18 protein-coding genes and 1 pseudogene are annotated in these 20,724 nt (G+C 71.2%); 10 read left to right on the forward strand and 9 right to left on the reverse strand.

Annotation, left to right across the window (positions count from 1 at the left end; genetic code table 11):
- Positions 1-51: 51 nt before the first annotated feature.
- Positions 52-1,023, reverse strand: coding sequence for a helix-turn-helix domain-containing protein (locus tag ACFYV5_RS01835; protein ID WP_389163129.1), 972 nt, complete (start codon positions 1,021-1,023; stop codon positions 52-54).
- A 163-nt stretch (positions 1,024-1,186) separates the two neighbouring features.
- Between ACFYV5_RS01835 and ACFYV5_RS01840 the strand changes: the two genes are divergently transcribed.
- Positions 1,187-2,218, forward strand: a complete 1,032-nt coding sequence (locus tag ACFYV5_RS01840) for a saccharopine dehydrogenase family protein (RefSeq protein WP_389163131.1) — start codon at positions 1,187-1,189, stop codon at positions 2,216-2,218.
- A gap of 61 nt (positions 2,219-2,279) precedes the next feature.
- Here the strand turns inward: ACFYV5_RS01840 and ACFYV5_RS01845 are convergent, their stop codons facing one another.
- The 3 genes from ACFYV5_RS01845 to ACFYV5_RS01855 form a co-directional block, all read right to left on the reverse strand.
- Entirely contained in the window at positions 2,280-2,768 is a 489-nt protein-coding gene (locus tag ACFYV5_RS01845) for a GNAT family N-acetyltransferase (RefSeq protein ID WP_389163133.1), read from the reverse strand.
- A complete protein-coding gene (locus ACFYV5_RS01850) occupies positions 2,765-3,085 on the reverse strand; it encodes an ArsR/SmtB family transcription factor (RefSeq protein ID WP_389163136.1) in 321 nt (106 codons plus the stop codon). The genes ACFYV5_RS01845 and ACFYV5_RS01850 overlap by 4 nt, the downstream gene beginning before the upstream one ends.
- 153 nt (positions 3,086-3,238) lie before the next feature.
- Complete coding sequence (locus ACFYV5_RS01855; protein ID WP_389163140.1) at positions 3,239-3,625, reverse strand: DoxX family protein; 387 nt, start codon at positions 3,623-3,625, stop codon at positions 3,239-3,241.
- 221 nt (positions 3,626-3,846) lie between these two features.
- On the opposite strand from ACFYV5_RS01855, the gene sigJ reads away from it, so the two are divergent.
- Positions 3,847-4,779, forward strand: a complete 933-nt coding sequence (gene sigJ, locus ACFYV5_RS01860; protein ID WP_389163143.1) for an RNA polymerase sigma factor SigJ — start codon at positions 3,847-3,849, stop codon at positions 4,777-4,779.
- A gap of 113 nt (positions 4,780-4,892) precedes the next feature.
- Here sigJ and ACFYV5_RS01865 read toward each other — a convergent pair whose 3' ends face one another.
- The gene (locus ACFYV5_RS01865; RefSeq protein ID WP_389163145.1) at positions 4,893-5,546 is read right to left on the reverse strand and encodes a hypothetical protein; all 654 of its coding nucleotides are present in this window, start codon (positions 5,544-5,546) and stop codon (positions 4,893-4,895) included.
- Between the two features lie 180 nt (positions 5,547-5,726).
- Between ACFYV5_RS01865 and ACFYV5_RS01870 the strand changes: the two genes are divergently transcribed.
- Positions 5,727-6,527 (forward strand): hypothetical protein, encoded by an 801-nt coding sequence (locus ACFYV5_RS01870; RefSeq protein WP_389163147.1) that lies wholly within the window; start codon positions 5,727-5,729, stop codon positions 6,525-6,527.
- 18 nt (positions 6,528-6,545) lie between these two features.
- Here ACFYV5_RS01870 and ACFYV5_RS01875 read toward each other — a convergent pair whose 3' ends face one another.
- Positions 6,546-7,934 carry a GH1 family beta-glucosidase gene (locus tag ACFYV5_RS01875; RefSeq protein ID WP_389163150.1) on the reverse strand — a complete coding sequence of 463 codons (1,389 nt, stop codon included), beginning with the start codon at positions 7,932-7,934 and terminating at the stop codon, positions 6,546-6,548.
- A 202-nt stretch (positions 7,935-8,136) separates the two neighbouring features.
- On the opposite strand from ACFYV5_RS01875, the gene ACFYV5_RS01880 reads away from it, so the two are divergent.
- From ACFYV5_RS01880 to ACFYV5_RS01895, 4 genes and pseudogenes are all read left to right on the forward strand, one after another.
- Entirely contained in the window at positions 8,137-9,186 is a 1,050-nt protein-coding gene (locus ACFYV5_RS01880; protein WP_389163153.1) for an ROK family protein, read from the forward strand.
- A gap of 120 nt (positions 9,187-9,306) precedes the next feature.
- A complete protein-coding gene (gene manA, locus ACFYV5_RS01885; RefSeq protein WP_389163155.1) occupies positions 9,307-10,545 on the forward strand; it encodes a mannose-6-phosphate isomerase, class I in 1,239 nt (412 codons plus the stop codon).
- 318 nt (positions 10,546-10,863) lie between these two features.
- Positions 10,864-11,886, forward strand: coding sequence for a glycoside hydrolase family 5 protein (locus ACFYV5_RS01890; protein ID WP_389163158.1), 1,023 nt, complete (start codon positions 10,864-10,866; stop codon positions 11,884-11,886).
- A gap of 13 nt (positions 11,887-11,899) precedes the next feature.
- Positions 11,900-12,271, forward strand: a pseudogene (locus tag ACFYV5_RS01895) (acetylxylan esterase); the annotation flags it as partial.
- A 173-nt stretch (positions 12,272-12,444) separates the two neighbouring features.
- On the opposite strand, the gene ACFYV5_RS01900 reads toward ACFYV5_RS01895, so the two are convergent.
- Positions 12,445-13,512: a LacI family DNA-binding transcriptional regulator gene (locus ACFYV5_RS01900; RefSeq protein WP_389163160.1), complete on the reverse strand. Its 1,068-nt coding sequence runs from the start codon at positions 13,510-13,512 to the stop codon at positions 12,445-12,447.
- On the reverse strand, positions 13,509-15,944 hold the full coding sequence (locus ACFYV5_RS01905; RefSeq protein WP_389163163.1) for a glycoside hydrolase family 2 protein: 2,436 nt from the start codon (positions 15,942-15,944) through the stop codon (positions 13,509-13,511). The genes ACFYV5_RS01900 and ACFYV5_RS01905 overlap by 4 nt, the downstream gene beginning before the upstream one ends.
- 280 nt (positions 15,945-16,224) lie before the next feature.
- On the opposite strand from ACFYV5_RS01905, the gene ACFYV5_RS01910 reads away from it, so the two are divergent.
- The 3 genes from ACFYV5_RS01910 (at position 16,225) to ACFYV5_RS01920 (ending at position 19,537) form a co-directional block, all read left to right on the forward strand.
- On the forward strand, positions 16,225-17,547 hold the full coding sequence (locus ACFYV5_RS01910) for an ABC transporter substrate-binding protein (RefSeq protein WP_389163164.1): 1,323 nt from the start codon (positions 16,225-16,227) through the stop codon (positions 17,545-17,547).
- Positions 17,548-17,666: 119 nt separating this feature from the next.
- Positions 17,667-18,650 (forward strand): carbohydrate ABC transporter permease, encoded by a 984-nt coding sequence (locus ACFYV5_RS01915; protein ID WP_389163166.1) that lies wholly within the window; start codon positions 17,667-17,669, stop codon positions 18,648-18,650.
- Positions 18,647-19,537 carry a carbohydrate ABC transporter permease gene (locus ACFYV5_RS01920; RefSeq protein WP_389163169.1) on the forward strand — a complete coding sequence of 297 codons (891 nt, stop codon included), beginning with the start codon at positions 18,647-18,649 and terminating at the stop codon, positions 19,535-19,537. The genes ACFYV5_RS01915 and ACFYV5_RS01920 overlap by 4 nt, the downstream gene beginning before the upstream one ends.
- A 47-nt stretch (positions 19,538-19,584) precedes the next feature.
- On the opposite strand, the gene ACFYV5_RS01925 is transcribed toward ACFYV5_RS01920, so the two are convergent.
- Positions 19,585-20,619 carry a LacI family DNA-binding transcriptional regulator gene (locus tag ACFYV5_RS01925; protein WP_355106688.1) on the reverse strand — a complete coding sequence of 345 codons (1,035 nt, stop codon included), beginning with the start codon at positions 20,617-20,619 and terminating at the stop codon, positions 19,585-19,587.
- Positions 20,620-20,724: the final 105 nt, after the last annotated feature.

Here is a 20,724-nt window from a genome sequence, read left to right on the forward strand (position 1 = left end):
GGCGGCGTGGCGCGGGGCGGCGTGGCGCGGGGCGGCGTGGCGCGGGGCGGCTCAACTCCCGTGCCGCTGTTGGCGAGCGCCGGAGCGTGCGCTGCGGAAGGTGCGGCGGTAGGCGTCCGGGGGAACGCCGATCGTACGGTTGAAGTGGCGGCGCAGCGTCGTGGCGGTGCCCATGCCGGTCGCCGCCGCGATGGCGTCGATGCTGTCGCCGGTGCTTTCCAACAGCTCCTGGGCCCGCCGGATCCGCTGCGTCAGCAGCCATCGCAGCGGCGTGGTGCCGGTCGCCGACCTGAAGTGGCGGCCGAGATTGCGCGAGCTCATGTTCGCCCGGCGGGCCAGATCCTCCACGGTCAGCGCCTGGTCGAGCCGTTCGACCGCCCAGGGGAGCAGGTCACCGAGCGGGTGGTCGTCCCGGCTCGGCACCGGTGCGGTGACGAACTGGGCCTGGCCGCCCGCCCGGTGCGGGGGCACGACCAGGGTGCGGGCGACCCTGTTCGCGATCGCCGAGCCGTGGTCGAGGCGGACCAGGTGCAGACACAGATCCATCGCGGCGGCCTTGCCGGCGGAGGTGAGCACGCTGCCGTTGTCGACGTAGAGCACGTCGGGGTCCACCTCGACCCGGGGGTAGCGGGCGGCCAGGACCTCGGTGTGCGCCCAGTGCGTGGTCGCACGGCGGCCGTCCAGCAGCCCGGCGGCGGCGAGTACGAACGCGCCCGTGCACAGGGAGGCCACCCGCGCGCCCGCCTCGTGGGCCGCGCGCACGGCGTCGACCAGACCGGCGGGCGGGTCCACGTCGACATCCGCCCAGCCGGGCACGATCACCGTGTCGGCGTACGGGAGTCGGTCGAGCCCGCCGTCCGGCTCCAGCCGGAACCTGCCGAACCGCACGGGGCCGGGGCCGCAGACGGCGACCCGGTACAAGGGATCGGTCGCGTCGGACTGCTCGGCGCCGAACACCTCGTACGCCACGGAGAGTTCGAAGTGCAGCATCCCGTCCGTGACGGCCAGTGCGACAGTATCCATGTCCGGAAGTGTACGGGTGATGGCGTTCCAGACACTCGTGCCGGACAGTCGCTCCAGCCAGACTGTTCATCGTTGAACCAGTTGAACCAGTTGAACCAGTTGAACCAGTTGAACCAGTTGAACCACGCGAACAGTCGAGCGGGAACAGCGGCGGGAGAATGCGATGAATTCGGGTCACACGGTGACGGTGTTCGGTGCCTACGGGCACACCGGGCGTTTTGTGGTGGCGGAGTTGCTGAACCGGGGGTTCGTCCCGATCCTGTCCGGACGCGACGCGGACAAGCTGCGGGACCTCGCGGCATCCCGCCCCGGCCTCGACGTCCGGCCGGCCGCGGTCGACGACCCGGCCGCACTGGACCGCGCGCTGAGCGGCGCGGACGCCGTGATCAACTGCGCGGGCCCCTTCGCCGCGACCGCCGCCCCGGTGATCGAGGCGGCGCTGCGGGCCGGGATCCCGTACGTGGACGTGGCCGCCGAGATCGAGGCCAACGTCGACACGTTCGCGCACTTCGCGGAGCGCGCGACCGCCGCCGGCACCGTGGTGATCCCCGCGATGGCCTTCTTCGGCGGCCTCGGCGACCTGCTGGTCACCGCGGCGATGGACGACTGGACGACGGCCGACGAGGCGCATGTCGCGTACGGGCTGAGCGGCTGGCACCCCACCGCCGGGACCCGCACCGCGGGCGCGGTCTCCCGGGAGCGCAGGGACGGCCGGCGCGTCGTGTACAGCAACGGGCGGCTGGAGTACCGCGATGACGCCCCGCCGACCCTGAAGTGGGACTTCCCCGCGCCGATGGGGGTCCGGCCCGTGATCGGCGAGTTCACCATGGCCGACGTCGTCACCGTCCCCAGCCATCTGTCCATCCCTGAGGTGCGCACGTACATGACGGTCGAGGCGGCCGGCGATCTGGCGGCCGCGGACACGCCGAAGCCGGCCGCGGTCGACGAGCACGGGCGGTCCGCGCAGACCTTCCTCGTCGACGTCGTCGTGCGCTCCGGTGGTGGGGAACGGCGCGCGGTGGCGCGAGGCCAGGACATCTACGCCGTCAGCGCGCCGCTCGCGGTGGAGGCGCTGCACCGTGTCCTCACGGGACGGACCAGGGTGGTCGGCGTCGCCTCCGCCGGGGCGATCTTCGACGCGCCCGACTTCCTCCGCGCGCTGTCCCCGCACATCTCGCTCGAACTGTTCCGGTAGGGGCTGTTCTTGGGTGCGGTGAGGGGGCGCGCATGCGCCGCACCGGTCGTCGTCGTCCGGTTCAGCCGATGTGCGGACTGCGGCGCTCGACGAGAACGACGTCGCGCCAGCGGCCGTGGTGGCAGCCGATGCGCTCGCGCGTGCCGATGACCCGGAAGCCGGCGCGCGCGTGGACGGCGAGGCTGGCGGTGTTCTCGGGGAAGATGCCGGACTGGATGGTCCAGATCCCGGCCGCCTCGGTGGACCCGATCAGCGCCTGGAGGAGCGCGGAGGCGACGCCGCGGCCACGCGCGCGGGGATGTACGTACACCGAGTGCTCGACCACCCCGGCGTACGCGCACCGGTCGGAGACTCGACCGGCGGCCACCCAGCCGAGGGCCCGGCCGCTCTCGTCGAGGGCCACGAAGCGGTGCCCGGGCAGCTTGGCCGCGTCGAACTGCTCCCAGGTGGGTGCGGTGGTCTCGAACGTGGCGTCGCCCTCCTCGATGCCCGCTCGGTAGATGGCGAGGACGTCGTCGGCGTGGGCGGCGGTGAGCGGCGTGATGTTCACGGTTGTCCCAGGATCGCGCGTACGGCTGCGGGGAAGCACGCGAGGCAGTTGGCGTTGACCTCGTACGAGGTCGAGGTGCCGGACCGCTCGCGAAGGACGAAGCGGACGTCGGCCAGGACCTTCAGGTGGTGGGACACGGTCGACTGGCCGATCGGGAGGCGGTCGACGATCTCACCCACGGACATGGGGCGCCGCTCGGTCGCCAGGAGGTTCAGCAGGCGGATGCGCATGGGGTCGGCGAGCGCTTTGAACCATCCCGCGTACAGGACGAAGTCCTCGGGGTTCAGGGGCGCGGCGCTCTCGTCGTGTCGGTTCATCGATGATCGACGATAATCGATGAAAGGCGGATCCGCATCACGGCGCTGCGCCACCAGCTACGGCGGCCTCTTCCTGGTCCTGACTGGAGGGTCCCTCGTGGCCGCCGGTGTGGCGACGGCGACGGGAGTACGTACGCTGAGTGGCCGCCCCGGTCAGCCGACGAAGGACTCGGGGCCGAAGCGGCCCCACGCCACGAAACCGGCCAGGACGACGTAGACCAGGTCCACCATCATGAGCTTGATCTCGTGACGCCGGAACCGGACGATCGCCGCACCGATCATGATGAGCACCAGTCCGACGGCCGCCAGCGGCACGAGAATCGGCGCGATGTCGAGCACGGCGGGCAGGACCAGACCCACCGCGGCGAGGACCTCGAGAGCGCCGATGGCCTTGACGCCGCCGGCGCTGAACTCCTCGACCCATCCCGCGCTGGGGCCGAAGGAGGCGATCTTCTCCTTCGACATGATCAGCTTGCCGGCGCCGCTCAACAGGTAGGCGGTGGCCAGCAGTCCGGTGACGATCCACAGAGCGATGTTCATGATGCTCCTCCTTGCGAGGGGTGTGAGTGTCCGTTCCGCGTTGCTCGGTCCGGCCGTTGCTCGTTGACACCCCTCTAGGACAGAGCCGCCCGGCGACGTGTGACGGCGGCGCGTGTGACGTGCGTCTCCCTGTCCGGGCCGCATCGGGCTACGGCATGATCAACGGGCCGGGCGCTCGGATACGCTCCGGGAGAGCGTGTGGGAGTTGGGGGAGGGGTTTCGTGCCGGGAGCAACAGGTGGGACGGACGCGGCCGGCTACCGACCGCTGTTGTTCTCCATCGCGTATGGGATGACCGGGTCCGTGGGCGACGCCGAGGACATCGTGCAGGACGCGTTCCTCGGTCTGACCCGGGCGCACCAGGCCGGGACGACGATCGCCGCTCCGAAGGCGTACCTGACGACGGCGGTGACGCGGCTGGGCATCAACTACCTGGGCTCGGCGCGCGTGCGGCGGGAGACGTACGTGGGGGACTGGCTGCCCGAGCCGGTCGTCGTCACCGCCGAGAAGCCGGGACCGGCCGAGCACGCCGAACTGGCCGACTCCCTGTCGATGGCCTTCCTCGTGCTCCTGGAGTCCCTCTCGCCGGTGGAGCGGGCGGTGTTCATGCTGCGCGAGGTGTTCGGGTACGGCTACCCGGACGTGGCGAGGATGACCGGCAAGACCGAGGTGAACTGCCGGCAGATCTTCGCCCGCGCCCGGCAGCGCATCGCGGCCGGGGGGCGGACGGCCGACAGCGCCCCGCCCCGCGAACGGCGGGCGGAGGGCGAGGAACTCGCCCGCAGGTTCTTCGACGCCGCGGCGGGCGGCGACCTGGACGCCCTGCTCGGCATGCTCGCGCCCGACGTGGTGCTCCACGGCGACGGCGGCGGCAAGGCCCGCGCGATCGGCCAGGCACTGTCCGGCAGCCTGCCCGTCGGACGCCTCCTCGCCACCGGCCTCCGCCGCGTCCTCCTCCTCGGCGCCTCCCTCCACCCGGCCCGCGTCAACGGCGGCCCGGGAGCTGTGTTGTACGACGCCGAGGGCCGAGTGGCCAGCGTGGTGGAACTCGACATCGCGGACGGCGTGATCCAGGGAATCCACTCGGTGGTGAACCCGGACAAGCTCGGCCACCTCGGACCGGTGTCCGACATCGCGCTCCTGCGGCGGGAATGACCGCCGTCACCTGACCATCTGCGGGCGCCGTGGCGGGCGTGGGCGCTGTGCCTCATCGTCGAGGTCCCCAGCGGGCCGACTCCCAGGGGACGCCCGAGTCATCGGCGGGGAGGTCACCGGTCGGCCTCCTCGGCGGCCTCCCGCGCGTTGAGGGCGTGCAGGGTGTGCGGCGTCGGCGCGGTGACGTCGGTGACCGGACCGCCCTCGACGAAGTACGACCAGAAGGCGACGGTCGCCCTCGCTGGAGCGCTGCTCGCCCGGCCGGTGAACTCGTACCGGACGTAGTCGGCGAGGTCGTTCCCGTAGAAGATGATGTCGGTCTGGTGGACGGACAGCACCGGGTGGCCCCACTCGCCCGCGATCCCGGGCAGGTATCGGTGACCGTAGACGGGGACCAGTTGCGGAACGCCCGCGAGCTCGGACCGCGCGATCCGCAGCGCGTCGGACGCCTCCGCGGGCCTCGGCCTCCAGGCGGGGTGCCAGAAGCCGTTGTGCTCGACATCGAAGAGCACCCCTTCGACGGGCCGGGAGAGCCGCCCGGCCAGGTCCTCGGGATCGCCGTGCCGCCAGTCGGGCCAGCTTCGCGACCCGCGCGGCAGCCCGGCGGAGAGGAAGACCCGATGATCCGCGGCGAACGCGAAGCCGAACCGGGCCTCGACCGCGTCGAGTTCCCGCTCGCTGAGGCCCGGCCCGATCTCCGTGCCGAGCGTCTTCTGCAGATCTCGCGCGGCTTCGAGGGTCAGGGGCGGGGGCGACGGGGCGGTCATTCCCGGCAGCATAGTGAAGCGTCGAAGCACACCGTACGACGCGAGTCCCGGGGGCCTCCTCCTCACCGTGGTCGGTGCGCTCTCGTCTCGCCGTACTTTCCCGGTACTTGGGCGACTCCCGGTGAACGTGAGCACCCGTACTCATGTGCGCGGTGATCAGCGTCCCGCATGGTTGCCCACATGCGATCGATATCCCTCCCGAAGCCCGTGCTGCTGGCCCTGCTCGGCTGCCTGGTTCTCTCCGCTTGCGGCACCCAGGGTGCCGGTTCTCAGCGGGCATCCGTGGGCAGCGCCGGCTCGGCGGCGGCGACGACGCCGGAGACTTCGCCGAACGACACCGATCCGGAGCTGCGGTTCCTCGAGTTGCTGAACCGCGTCGCCGCGCCCTGCGCTCCGGACGGCCCCGCCGGCAAGGGCGACGCCACCGGCAAGGGCGACGCACCCAGGCCCGAGGACCTGTCGGGTGGGGAGGCCGCACCCACGCCGAGGTACGGGCCGGGGGAGACCCCGCCCGGGGTTCCGAACGCCGACGGCGACATACCGGTTCCGCTTCCCTCGGACGCTCCCGCACCGCCGAAGTCGGCCCCTGACTCCACCCGGCCCGAGCCGCTCGACGAGATGCCGCTCACCGGATTCGAGACGTGCAACGGCAGCGCGCACGCGCAGCGCATCGGCGCGGCCTTCGAGAACACGAAGACGACCACCTACCAGGCGCTGCACAAGAAGCTGACGGGCCTGGCCTACCCGGCGGCGCGGATCCACCGGATGCTGGACCAGGCAGGCGCGCCGCGGGTGCGGATCGACCTGCGCATGATGGGCAGCCGCCTGGCGTTGGAGGTCACCGGCGCCGGCAGCGGGGTGGTCGTCGAAGCGTTCGGGGCCATGGAGACGGAGGACGTGAACGTGGCCGATGTGAAGCGGAAGTCCACGCCGAAGCCGAAGCCGAAGCCGAAGACGGAGCCGGACGCACCCACGTCCTGACCGGACCGCACGGGCCACTCAGCCCGCGCGGTTTCTGGAGGCGGCGATCGCCGCCTTGTACCAGTGGTACGAGTCCTTCGGAGTCCGCGCCTCCGTCTCGTAGTCGACATGTACGAGTCCGAAGCGCTTCGTGTAACCGTGGGCCCACTCGAAGTTGTCCAGGAGCGACCAGGCGGTGTAGCCGCGCAGATCGACGCCTTCCGCCAGTGCCTTCGAGGCCGCTCGGAGGTGGCTCTCCAGGTAGGCGATCCGCTCGGCGTCGTGCACGGTGCCGTCGGCGGCCGGGGCGTCGTGTTCGGCGGAGCCGTTCTCCGTGATGTGGAGCGGCGGAAGAAGGGCGCCGTAGCGGTCGCCGAGCGAGGTGAGGAGCCGCCGCAGGGCGTCGGGGACGACGGGCCAGCCCATCGCGGTGTGGCGGACGCCGGGGCGCGCCACCCCTTCGAAACGGTTGTCCATCGCGGTACGACGAGCCGGGTCGGGCTCCCGCCAGGGAGCCGCGCGCACGGTCGACGGCGTGTAGTAGTTGAGGCCCAGGAAGTCCATGGGGGCCGATGCGAGGGCGAGGTCCCCGTCACGGCGGAAGTCCTGACGCTCGATCAGCTCGCCCCAGGTGTCCGCCTCGGCCGCGGCGTAACACCCCTTGAGCAGCGGGTCCGTCCACATGAGGTTGCGCTGGGTCTCCGCGCGCAGTGCGGCCGCGACATCGGCCGGGTCCGGTGTGGCCGGGTCGACCTGGTCGAGATTGAGGGCGATGCCGGCCTCCTGGACCCCGGCGGCGCGCAGGGCGCCCATCGCGAGGCCGTGGCCGACCAGCAGATGATGGGCCGCGGCGAGCGCGGGCGTTCCCTCGGACGCTCCCGGCGCGTGCTCACCGTTGCCGTACCCCAGGAAGGCGCTGCACCAGGGTTCGTTCAGGGTGATCCACCGGGGCACGCGGTCCCCGAGCCGCGCCGCGACCAGCGCCGTGTACTCCGCGAACCGCTCGGCCGTGTCCCGGGAGCGCCAGCCGCCCGCGTCCTCCAAGGGCTGCGGAAGGTCCCAGTGGTAGAGCGTCAGGACCGGCTTGACGCCGGCCTCCAGCAGGTCGTCGACCAGGCGGGCGTAGAAGTCCAGCCCCCGGGTGTTGACGGGGCCCGAGCCCGACGGCTGGATCCGCGGCCAGGCGACGGAGAAACGGTAGTGGGAGACCCCGAGTTCCGCGAGCAGCGCCACGTCCTCCCGGTGCCGGTGGTAGTGGCCGCAGGCCGTCTCGCCGCTGCTGCCGTCCGAGACCGCGCCGCTGCGCCGGGAGAAGGTGTCCCAGATCGACGGCCCGCGCCCGTCCTCCTTCGTGGCGCCCTCGATCTGGTACGCCGAGGTGGCGGCGCCGAACTCGAAGCCGGACGGAAAGACCGGGAAGTCGCTCACGGAAAGGGCCCTTCGTGCAAGGTCGGTAAACAGGTCCGAGCATGAAGCGATTCAGCTCGTCCGTCCAGGCTGGGTGACCCTATGAGCCAGGCTTTTGCTAAACCCGGGCTTTACTGAACCAGTTTACTGGACAACGTTGTCAAAGGACGGGCACAGTGGCCCGACGATTTCCCGGGCGTGACGGAAAGGTTGGTTGGACGCGATGGTGTACGGAGCACTCGACATCGGGGGCACGAAGATCGCCGGAGCTCTCGTCGACGCCGACGGGCACCTGCTGGCCCGGGCCCAGCGGCCCACCCCGGCGCGCGGTCCCGCGGAGGAGCTCATGGCCGCCGTCTCGGCGGTCGTCGACGACCTGGTGGCGCATCCCGGGTGGGCGACCCTGTCCTGCCTGGGCATCGGCAGCGCGGGACCCGTCGACACCGTCGCGGGCACGGTCAGCCCCGTCAACATCCCCGCCTGGCGGTCCTTCCCCCTCGTGGACCGGGTACGGGCGCACCCGGCGATGCCGGCGGGGATACGGCCCGTCCTCGTCGGTGACGCGGTGGCGATGACCGCGGCCGAGCACTGGAGGGGTGCGGCCAGAGGCGTCGACAACGCGCTGTGCATGGTGGTCTCCACCGGCGTGGGCGGTGGACTGATCCTCGGCGGCGCGCTCCACGCCGGGACGTCCGGGAACGCCGGCCACATCGGACACATCACCGTCGACCAGAACGGGCCGGTCTGTCCCTGCGGCGCACGCGGGTGTGTGGAGCGCTTCGCCAGCGGTACGGCCATCGCCGCCCACGCGCTCGAGTCCGGCTGGACGCCGCCCGCCGGAGTCGCCGCGACGGCCCGGGAGGTCGAGGTCGCCGCGCGCGCGGGCGACCCGCGGGCGCTCGCCGCCTTCGACCGCGCAGGGCGCGCCCTGGCGGCGGCCATCGCGGCGACGACGGCTCTGGTCGAGCTGGACCTCGTCGTCGTCGGCGGCGGTGTCGCCCAGTCCGGCGAGGTCCTCTTCGGTCCGCTCCGCCACCACCTGGCCTCGTACGCCGTCCTGGAGTTCACCCGCGACGTGCCGGTGGTGCCGGCGGGCCTCGCGCTCGACGCGGGCCTGATCGGCGCCGCCGCCGCGGGTGCCGCCGCCGTCGGCATGCCGCAGGCCGGGCGGTCGCAGGCCGGGAGGTCGTCGGCAGGCCCGGCGCGTGCCGACCTGTCGCGTGCGGGCTTTTCGCAGGCGGGCGCCGGTGCCACCGGCCGGCCTCTGAGCTGAGCGGCGCTCCACCGCGGAGGCCGGCGCCGGTGCCACCGGCGGCCTCTGAGCTGAGCGGCGCTCCACCGCGCCCCGCCGCCGCCCCCTCTCCCTCTTCTCTCCCACTCCCAGGACGAACCCGTGGATCTCCTCCTCACCACCATCCAGCCCTACGACTGGGGCTCCGTCACCGCGCTGCCCCGCCTCATGGGAACCCCGCCCACCGGCACGCCCCAGGCCGAGCTGTGGATGGGAGCGCACCCCGCGGCGCCCTCCCGCGTCCGGCGCGGCCGAGACACGCTCCCGCTGGACCGGGTCATCGCCGCGGACCCGGCCGCCGAACTCGGTACCGCCACGCTGCGCCGGTTCGGAGCCCGACTGCCGTTCCTGCTCAAGCTGCTCGCGGCCGACGCGCCCCTCTCCGTCCAGGTCCACCCCGACCTCGCGCAGGCTCGGACCGGCTTCGCGCTTGAGGACGCCCTGGGGGTGCCGCTGGACGCACCCCACCGCAACTACCGGGATCCGCACCACAAACCGGAGATGATCGTCGCCCTCACTCCCTTCCGGGGCCTGTGCGGCTTCCGGTCACCCCGGCAGTGCGCCGACCTGCTCGACGCGCTCCGCGTGCCCGCGCTGCGTCCCTATGCGGCGACGCTGCGCGCGCTCCCCGAGGCGCAGGCCCTCATGGAGGTCTTCACCGCCTTCCTCCGTCCCCCGGCCGGCCTCGTCGACGCCGTGACGCAGGCCGTCGAGGAGGCGGCTGTCGAGGCGGCGGCCGCCCGGCCGGGCCCGTACCGAGGGGACTTCTCCGCCTACGCCGAGGTCATCCGCGCGCATCCGGGGGACCCGGGGCTCCTGCCCGCCCTGATGCTGCGCCATGTCGAGCTGGAGCCGGGAGAGGCCCTCTTCCTGGGAGCGGGGATCCCGCATGCGTACCTCTCCGGCCTCGGGGTGGAGATCATGGCGAGCTCCGACAACGTCCTGCGGTGCGGGCTGACGTCCAAACACGTCGACGCCGGCGAGCTGATGAAGGTCGTCCGCTTCACGGCGATGCCGACCCGCGTCCTCAGCCCCCGAAGCAGTCAAAGCTCCCGCGCAGAGCACGGCGAGGAGGTCTATCCGGCCCCCGTCGACGACTTCCGCCTGTCGCGTTTCCCGTTGCGGCCGGACGAGCCGCCGAGGCGGCTCGCGGCCGGCGCTCCGCAGATCCTCCTGTGCGTCGACGGCGAGGCGGCCGTGACCTCGGCGGCCGAGACCCTGCGCATCGGGCCCGGGCGCTCCGTCTACGTCCCCGCCACCGCCGAGGCCGCGATCACGGGCGCCGGCACCGTCTTCCGGGCCACGGTGGACGTCTGCGCCGCCCCGATCGCTGCACGGTAATCACCGTACGTTCCGTCAAGAAGCAGGGCTGCCCCGGAACTTAACCGGTTCCTCTCCGACTATTGTTTCCGACGCCGCTCCGCTCTAGCCTCATGGTCGGCCCGCACGGCGAGGCGAGAATTCCTCACACCCGTGCGATACGAGGGACGACCGCATTCCGCATGTTTCCGTGGCCCTTTCTCCCTTTCGGCGTCACCCGGCAGGATCTCCTGCCCCCCGCGCTCGTGCGGGCCCGAAGCCACGCCACCCCCGTCAGCAATCGCCGCGCGCCCACGACCGAGCGTCGACAGGTGTGCGGAAGCGAGTTGGGAGCACCACATGACCAGGAAACTGCTCACCTCGGCGGCAGCGCTGCTCGCCGTCGCCGCCGCGGTCGTCGCCGTACCCGGCACGGCCCAGGCCAAGGACCGGCCCGCGGCGGGCTTCCACGTCGAGAACGGAAGGCTTCTCGACGCCAACGGCAAGGACTTCGTCCTCCGAGGCGTCAATCACGCGCACACCTGGTACCCCGCACGGACCGAGCAGGCGCTCGCCGACATCAAGGGACTCGGCGCGAACTCCGTGCGGGTCGTCCTCAGTACGGGAGCCCGCTGGACGAAGAACGACGTCGCGGACGTCGCGAACGTCGTCGCCCGGTGCAAGGCCCACCGGCTGGTCTGCGTCCTGGAGGCGCACGACACCACCGGTTACGGCGAGCAGGGCGGCGCGGCCTCGCTCTCCGAGGCGGTCGACTACTGGCTGGAGGTCGCCGACGCGGTCAAGGGTCAGGAGAAGTACGTCATCGTCAACCTCGGCAACGAGCCGTACGGCAACATCGGTCACGAGGCGTGGACGCAGGACACCAAGGACGCCGTCGCACGACTGCGCGCCGCCGGCTTCGACCACACCCTCATGGTGGACGCCCCCGCCTGGGGCCAGGACTGGACGCACACCATGCGGGAGAACGCGCCGGCCGTCTTCGCCGCGGACCCGCACCGCAACACCGTCTTCTCCGTCCACATGTACGGCGTCTACGACACCGCCACCGAGGTCCGGTCCTACCTGAGGAGCTTCGTCGACCGGGGCCTTCCCGTCCTCGTCGGCGAGTTCGGCCACGACCATTCGGACGGCAACCCCGACGAGGACGCCATCATGGCCACCGCCCGACAGCTGAAGCTGGGCTACCTGGGCTGGTCCTGGAGCGGCAACGGCGGCGGCGTCGAATACCTCGACCTGGCCACCGACTTCGACGCGAGCCGGCTCACGGCCTGGGGAGAGCGCCTCTTCCACGGCCCCGACGGCATCCGGCGGACCTCGCGAGAGGCGAGTGTCTTCCGCCGCGGGTGCCACCAGCACCAGTAGGAGAAGCCCTCCCATGCCGTACGCCGACCTGCCCCTCGACCATCCGTCCGCTCCTGCCGAACTACCCGTCGGAGCAGAGGAGTTCGACGCCTTCTGGACGGAGACCCTCCTGGTCACCCGGAAGGCCGGCGGGGCTCCCGACCTTCGCCCCGTACGGGATTCCCCCCTGACGACCCCGGACCCCTACGACGTACGGTTCCCAGGGCGGGCCGGCCACCCCGTCGCCGCCTGGTCGGCCACCCGCTGCCGGGGCGACAACCACACCATGGCGGCTGCGGCCCGCGCCCGGAACGGCCACATTGTCACCGCGGTGAACGCCTATCACTTCACCGGAGGCCCCTGCGCAGAGCTGGTACTCATCGGCGCTGCTGCCGCCCAGGGCGTCGACGCTGAGGAGAGCGCACCACTCGACACCACCTGACACCCCAGGCGGTTACAGGGCGAACGTTGCCTGATGCGGCACGAGATCCCCCACCTCACCTGGAGACACCCCCGGGACGAACGAGGAGAGGCGGTAGCCCCGCGGTGGGGGTGCGGCCTCTCCTCGGTTCCGGGTGCCTACGCGCGCCGGGGCGGGCCCGTGGAGCCGCGTGGTGTCAGGGAGGGCGTCGGAACCTGGAGCGCACCCTGGTGGGTGCCCTCGATCACCCCGAACAGGGCGCGCGCGACCTGTTCGCCGAACCGGTGCACATCGTGGCTCATGGCCGACATCGGCGGGTGGGTGAGCCTGCACAGCTGCGAGTCGTCCCAGGCCAGCAGCGATACGTCGTCCGGCACCACGAGCCCCATCTCCGAGGCCACCGCCGCCCCCGCCACGGCCATGATGTCGTTGTCGTACACGATCGCCGTCGGACGGTCCGGACCCAGGAGCAGGCTCCGGGTCGCCCTGGCCCCCTCCTCGCCGGCGAAGCCGGTCGACACCTGGCGGCAGCCGTTCAGGCCGAGTTCGGCCATGGTGGCCTCGAAGGCCGCGGCGCGGATCCCGCTGTGCCCGAGGCCGGCGGGGCCGCCCACCCGCGCGATCCGTCGGTGGCCGAGCGCCGCCAGGTACCGCACCGCCTCCGCCGCCGCCGAGGCGTCGTCCGTCCAGACCGAGGGGAACCCACCGGTCAGCGACGGGTGCCCCACGGCCACGGCGGGCATGCCCAGTGCGCGCAAGGGCGCGATCCGCGGGTCCTGCCGGTGGAAGTCCACCAAGATCGCCCCGCCGATCGTCCTGCTCCGCCACCACTCCTCGTAGAGCACGGTCTCCTCGTCCAGATCGCGCACCAGACGCAGCAGAAGGGAGCACGAGCGTTCCGCGAGGACGTCCTCGATGCCGGAGATGAACTCCATGTAGAAGGGCTCGAGTCCGAGCAGCCGGGCCGGACGGCAGATCGCCAGGCCCACGATGCCCACCCGCCGGCTGGACAGGCTCCGCGCGGTCTGGTGCGGCGTCCAGCCCAGCTCCCGGGCGGCCTCGAAGATCCGCTCCCGGGTCGTCCGGGAGACGCCGGGGCGGTTGTTGAACGCCATGGAGACGGCGCCCTTGGACACTCCGGCCCGCGCGGCGACATCGGTGATGGTGACGCGGGACCGCGGTGTCGGTGCCGCCGGCGCTGACGTCGGGGTCGGTGGGGCGCTCACGCCGGTCCCACGCTGAGCAGGGCGCCGCGTGCGGCGGCCACGTCGACCTCGGCCCAGCCCGTGACGGCGATCCGCGCCTCCTCGCCGGGGAGCAGCGTGATCAGACCACGGTCGGCGGTCGCCGCCGGTCCGAGCCGGTCGGCCCGGAGGAGGAGATCCCGTACGAGACTGTGCGCCGTGACGACCACGTCCACCGTGCCGCTCCCGGCCCGGGTCTCGAGACGGACGTCGTAGTGCGGGGCCGGGTACGCGAACTCCTTGTCGACGACCGGGACATGGACCGCGCGCAGCCCGTCCGCGTCGGCCACGAGCAACTCCTTGCCCGATCCCGGGGCGGGCACCACCTCGGCCGGGAGGACCGGCCTGGCGACCGAGCGAGGGGCGGCCTCGACCTCGACGACCGCTTCGCGCAGGACGGTGCCGTCCGCGCCGACCCGACGCAGGGTGACCGCCGTGCGCCACGGGGAACCCGACTGGTTGTCGACCGCGAGCACCGGTCCGTCCGCGCTAGGTACGAGCGCCAGCAGCCGATCCGCGTACACCCGGCGCAGCTCGTGGTAGAGCGGCTTGAGGCGGCCGTCGCCGTCGATCGCCGCCCAGGAGCTGACCGGCCAGCAGTCGTTCAGCTGCCAGACCACCGTGCCCGCGCACACCGGCCAGTTCGCCCGCCAGTGCTCGATGCCCGCCGCGACGGCGCGGGCCTGGACGACCTGGGCCAGGTAGTGCCAGCGGTCGAAGTCGCCTTCCGGCAGGGCGAAGTGGCGCTCGATGCCCCGGTTCAGCTTGCCGTTGCCGTCGTCGGCCTTCTGGTGGTGCAGCATGCCGGGGGAGTCGGGGGCGAGTTCCTCGCCGGGGAGGGCGCGCCGCAGCGTCGCGAGGGCGGGCGGGGCCTGCCAGCCGAACTCGGCGACGAAGCGCGGCACGCTCGCCCGGTACTCGGCGTAGTCCTGACGGTTCCACACCTCCCATGAGTGGTGGGTGCCGTGGCGGGGGTCGTTGGGGTGGTGGTCCCAGGAGCCGGACCACGGGCTGCCCGCCGTGTACGGACGGGTCGGGTCCAGTTCGGCGACGATCCGCGGCAGGATGCCGAGGTAGTACCCCTCGCCCCAGGAATCGCCGGCGAGCGGCGCCTCCCAGTCCCAGTCGCGGAAGCCCCAGAGGTTCTCGTTGTTGCCGTTCCACAGGACCAGACTGGGGTGCGCCATGAGGCGGACAACGTTGTCACGCGCCTCAGCCTCGACCTCTCCGCGCAACGGCTGCTCCTCCGGGTAGGCGGCGCAGGCGAAGAGGAAGTCCTGCCAGACCATGAGGCCGAGTTCGTCGCACACGTCGTAGAAGGCGTCGTCCTCGTAGATGCCGCCGCCCCAGACGCGGACCAGGTCGATGTTGGCCTCGGCGGCCTGGGTCAGCCGGGTGCGGTAGCGCTCGGGCGTGACCCGCGAGGGGAGGACGTCGTCGGGGATCCAGTTCACCCCGCGCGCGAAGATCCGGACGCCGTTGACGACGAAGGTGAAGCCGGTCCCGTGCTCGTCGCCGGAGCGGTCGATCTCGACGGTACGGAATCCGATCCGGCGCCGCCAGGTGTCGAGCGGTGCGCCGCCCTCGTCGAGCAGGGTCACATCGAGGTCGTACAGCGGCTGGTCCCCGTAGCCGCGCGGCCACCACAGCGCGGCCTCGGGCACCTCCAGGGTCACCACGGCCTCGTCGCCCTCGAAGGAAACCTCGCCTTCGAAGGAAACCTCGCCCTCGAACGAGGCCGCCGCCTCGGTTCCCGCGACCGTGGCGCGGAGGCTCAGCGTGCGGTCGACGGCGCTCTCGGTACGCGAGAGCCGGACACGCAGCTCGACCCGCCCGGTCGTCCCGTCGACCGTGACCAGGGGGCGTACCAGGTCGAACCGGGCGGTCGACCAGCGCTCCAGGCGGACCGGGCGCCACATGCCCGCCGTCACGACGGTGGGCCCCCAGTCCCAGCCGAAGGAGCAGGCCATCTTGCGGATGTACTGGAAGGGCTCGGGGTAGACGTTCGGCCGCTCCCCGGTGAGGGCGCGGACGCGGTCCGCCTCCTCGTACGCCGAGGAGAACCGGACCTCCAGCGGCCCCGTGCGGCCGGTGACGTCGAAGCGGTGGACGCGGTGCATGTTGCGCGTCCTGCCGAGACTCTCGCCGGCGAGGATCACCTCGGCGGCGGTGTCCAGGCCCTCGAAGACCAGCTCGGCGCGCTCATGGCGGCCGTGGTGCTCCAACTCCGTGACGTAGGACCACTCCTGACGGCCCACCCAGGCGATCTCCGCCTCGTTGCGGCCGATGAAGGGGTCGGGTATGACCTGCGCGGCGAGCAGATCGGTGTGGACGCAGCCGGGGACGACGGCCGGAAGCAGCGCGCCCTCGTGGCGCAGTCTCCAGCCTTCGGACAGCTGGGTGACGTCCTTCATGATGTGCGGCTCCAATCGCCTGGCAGGGGGCGGGGTGCGTGTACGGGGCGACAAACTAGCTGCACTTTTGCGCGGATGTCCATGAACCGGTCAAGTACCGGTTCGTCAGCCTCGGATCGTCGCCCCTGTGCGGAACACGTCTCGCACCAGGGCTTTCAAGCGGCCGCGGTAACGATTGGGTATCACGCAGGAAATCATCACTTTACCGGTTCACATCCGGCTGACATAGTGCCGACATCCCACCGCAAGACCTGAGCCGTGACCCTGAAGGAGTTGGGCAATGGGGAAGAAGCCGAAGGCGCTCACGGGCGCCCTGCTGGCCGCCGCGATGTTGACCGTGGCGGGCTGCAGCGGGGGAGGGGGCGGCGCCACCGGCGAGATCGCCGCCGCCCCGTCCGACCCGAAGGAGGTCTCGGGCGAGATCAAGGTCCTCACGCACCGGACCGATCTCGTGCAGAAGGGGACCATGAAGCAGTACGCCGCCGAGTTCAACAAGGTCTACCCCAAGGTGAAGGTGACGTTCGAGGGCGTGACCGACTACGAGGGGGAGGTGAAGATCCGTATGAACACCAAGGCGTACGGTGACGTGCTGGTGATCCCGGGGGCCGTGGCCAAGAACGACTACCCGAAGTTCTTCGCGCCCCTCGGCACGACCGCCGAGCTGTCGAAGTACCGCTTCGGCGACAAGACCGAGGTCGACGGCAAGGTCTACGGCATAGCGCAGTTCGGCACCGTCAACGGCTTCGTCTACAACAAGGCGCTGTGGAGGAGGGCCGGGATCACCGCGTGGCCGAAGACGCCGCAGGAGTTCCTCGCCGGCCTGAAGGCGATCGAGGAGAAGACGGACGCCACCCCGTACTACACGAACTTCAAGGACGGCTGGCCGCTCGTCCAGTGGAGCGCCAACCACGGATCGGTCAGCTGCGACGCGCAGGCGGGCAACAACCTGGCCGGCCCCGTCTCCCCGTGGAAGGCCGGCGGTGAGCTCCGTACGATCGACACGCTGCTCCACGACATCGTGCGGCAGGGGCTCTCGGAGAAGGACCCGACCACCACGAACTGGGAAGCCTCCAAGGACCTGCTCGCCAAGGGCAAGATCGGCGCGATGATGCTGGGCTCCTGGTCGATCACGCAGATGCGGGGCGCCGCCGAGGACGCGGGCGTGTCCCCCGCGGACATCGGCTTCATGCCCTTCCCGGTCCAGAAGGACGGCGCGTTCTGCGGAGCCGTCACCTCCGACTACCAGCAGGCGGTCAGCGTCTACTCCGAGAACAAGCCCGCGGCGCGCGCCTGGATCGACTGGTTCACCGAGAAGTCCGGCTTCGCGGAGAAGGAGGGCGTCGTCTCCGCCCTCAAGTCCGCTCCCTTGCCGACCACCCTCAAGGATTTTGTTGACAACGATGTCAAATTCATCGACCGCTCCGAGGCGAGGACGGCTGCGGTCAACGACATCGACGAGGCGGCCGAGATCGGCCTCACCAAGCCCGACTACCGGCAGAAGCTGATCGACACCGCGCGCGGCGCCCAGAAGGGCAGCCTCGAGGACTTCTTCGCCGACCTCGACAAGAGGTGGGACGAGGCGGCGAAGACCGCCGGTTCCTGACGACCGGCGGAGCGGGCCCCGGCCGTACGACACCGGCCGGGGCCCCTGACCTCCCGCAGCCGCGGACACGAAAGGCCGACATGACCGAGACAACCGACACCGTCCCCAAGGGGGCCGCCATGACGAGGCGATCCACCACGGACACGACAGACAGGGGAACCGGGCCCGGGCTCAGGGGAACGGGGCCCACAGGCCGCCGCGCCACCCCGGAAGGCGGCCGGCCCCGCCCCTGGCGGCGTTCCCCGCTCCGGCGGCTCACGCCCTGGCTCTTCCTGGCGGCGCCGCTCGCCCTGCTGATCACGTTGACCTACGTCCCCGTGGCGAGCATGATCTCGTACAGCTTCACCGACTGGGACGGGGTGAGCCCGGACCGGGAAGTCGTCGGCTTCGACAACTACGTACAGATCTTCACCCGCCCCGAGCTCTTCCGGGTCTTCTTCGTCAGCGGCTACTACCTCGCCGCCTCCGCGCTCCAGATCGTGGTCGCGCTCTACTTCGCCACCGTCCTGAGCTTCAGCCTCAAGTTCCGGAACTTCTTCAAGGGGATTCTCTTCTTCCCCTACCTCGTCAACGGCGTCGCGATCGGCTTCGTCTTCCTGTACTTCTTCCAGGACGGCGGCACCCTCGACTCGGTGCTGTCCTGGCTCGGCGTGACGACCGATCACCCGTGGCTCGCCGATCCCACCTCCGCCAACGTCTCCCTGGCGGGCGTGTCGGTCTGGCGCTTCACCGGACTGAACTTCGTCCTCTTCCTCGGCGCGATCCAGTCCATCCCCGGCGAGCTGTACGAGGCCGCGCAGCTGGATGGGGCCGGCAAGTGGAAGCAGTTCCGCCACATCATCGCCCCCAGCATCAAGCCCGTGCTGAGCCTCAGCATCATCCTGGCGATCTCCGGCTCCCTGTCGGTGTTCGAGATCCCCTACATCATGACCGGCGGAGCGACCGGCACCTCGACCTTCGTCATCCAGACGGTCAAGCTCGCCTTCCAGTTCAACAAGACCGGCCTGGCCTCGGCCGCGGCCGTGGTGCTGCTCCTGATCATCCTGCTCGTCACCTGGATCCAGCGCCGGCTCGTGCCCGACGACAAGGTGGACCTCGTATGACCTCCGACCTCCTCGCAGCCCCGCCCGCCTCCCGGACCACCGTGCGCCCGCGCCCGCGTCGCCGTCGCCCGCCGGTCGGGACGCTGCTGACCTATCTGTCGCTGCTGGCCGCGAGCGCGGTGGTGCTGCTCCCGCTCGCCGTCGTCTTCCTCACGTCGCTGAAGTCCTCGGAGGAGGTCAACGACGGCAACGCCCTTTCGCTGCCCGGGAACTGGCTGAACCTCGACAACTACGTCACGGCGTTCACCGACGGCAACATGCTCACGGCCTTCGGGAACACCGCGTTCATCCTGTTCTTCTCCATCGGCGGCACCGTGCTCATCGGCTCGATGACCGCCTACGCGGTGGACCGCTTCGACTTCCGGGCCAAGAAGCTCGTCATGGCGCTCTTCCTGGTCGCCACCCTCGTCCCCGGGGTGACCACGCAGGTGGCGACCTTCCAGGTCATCAACAGCTTCGGTCTCGTCGACACCCGCTGGGCCCCGATCCTGCTCTACATGGGCACGGACATCGTCTCCGTGTACATCTTCCTGCAGTTCATCCGGGGCATTCCCCGGTCACTGGACGAGGCGGCCCGGCTCGACGGGGCCAACGCCTTCACGATCTACCGGAGGATCATTTTCCCGCTGCTCAAGCCGGCGATCGCCACCGTCGTCATCATCAAGGGGATCACCACGTACAACGACTTCTACATCCCCTTCCTCTACATGCACTCCGAGGACCTGGGCACGATCTCCACCGCGCTGTTCCGGTTCAAGGGGCCCTTCGGAGCGCACTGGGAGGCCATCTCGGCCGGCGCCATCCTCGTCATCCTGCCCACGCTGATCATCTTCCTGCTGCTCCAGCGGTGGATCTACAACGGCTTCTCGCAGGGAGCCACCAAGTAGCGGGGCTCGCGCCGTCGGGGCGGGACGGGGCTGGGTGGAGCGGCGGTTCAGACCGTGTCCGGGCGTCCGCCCGGGGGCGGGCAGGTGCTGCCCCGGGGAACGAAACGGGCGTACCCCTCGCGGATGTCGTCGACCGTCTCCCCGGCGACGAGGGACAGCAGCGCGTTCGCCGCCCGGGCTCCGTACGCCGGGATGTCCCGTGCGACGGCCGAGAGCATGGGGCGGACCACCTGGGTCAGCGGGGACTCGTCCCACGCGACGATCGACAGGTCGGTGGGGATGGAGATGTTCAGCTCCTGCGCCACGGAGAGCGCGGCCACGGCCATGATGTCGTTGTCGAAGACGATGGCGGTCGGCCGCTCCGCGGCGATCAGCAGCGCGCGGGTGGCCCGGGCCCCCGCGTCACCGGTGTAGTCGGTGTGCACCACGGTGGCCTCGGGAATCCCCGCCTCCCGGCAGGCCTCGCGCAGCGCCCGGTCGCGGATCACCGTGTGGGCCAGCTCCGCGGGGCCCGCCACCCGGGCGATGCGCCGGTGGCCGAGCACCGCGAGATAGCGCACGATCTCGTGGACGCTCTCGCCGTCGTCCGACCAGATCGAGGGCAGCGACCCGGACGCGTCGGGCGGCCCGACGACGAGCGCCGGAAGGCCGAGGGCCTCGATCGCGGGGACACGCGCGTCCGCTGCCTGAAGATCCGTCAGGAAGACGCCGTCCACCCGCCGTTCGCCCCACCAGCGCCGGCACACCTCGATCTCGCTGTCCTGGGTGGCGACCATCTGCAGCATCAGCGCGTACGACCGCTCGGAGAGCACGCTCTCGACGCCGCTGATGAACTCCATGAAGAAGGGCTCCACGCCCAGCGTCCGGGCGGGGCGACGCACGAGGAGACCGACCACCTGCGCGCGGCCCCCGGTCAGGGCACGGGCGGCACTGCTGGGACGCCATCCCAGCTCCTCGGCGATGCTCTTGATCGACGCACGGGTCGCGTCCGAGACCCCCGGTTGATCGTTCAGCGCGTACGAGACCGCCACCTTGGACACGCCGGCGCGGCGTGCGATGTCCGCCATGGTCGGCCGCTTCACGCGCCACCCCTGTCCTGTCCTGTGCTGGTTCGATGCCGGTGATCGACCTTACCGCTCGCCCGTGCGGCGGACGGAAGTCGCGGGGACCCCCCACTCCCCTCGACC

The sequence above is a fragment of the Streptomyces sp. NPDC003035 genome, from assembly GCF_042888285.1.
In the GTDB taxonomy this organism is placed as follows: Bacteria; Actinomycetota; Actinomycetes; order Streptomycetales; family Streptomycetaceae; genus Streptomyces.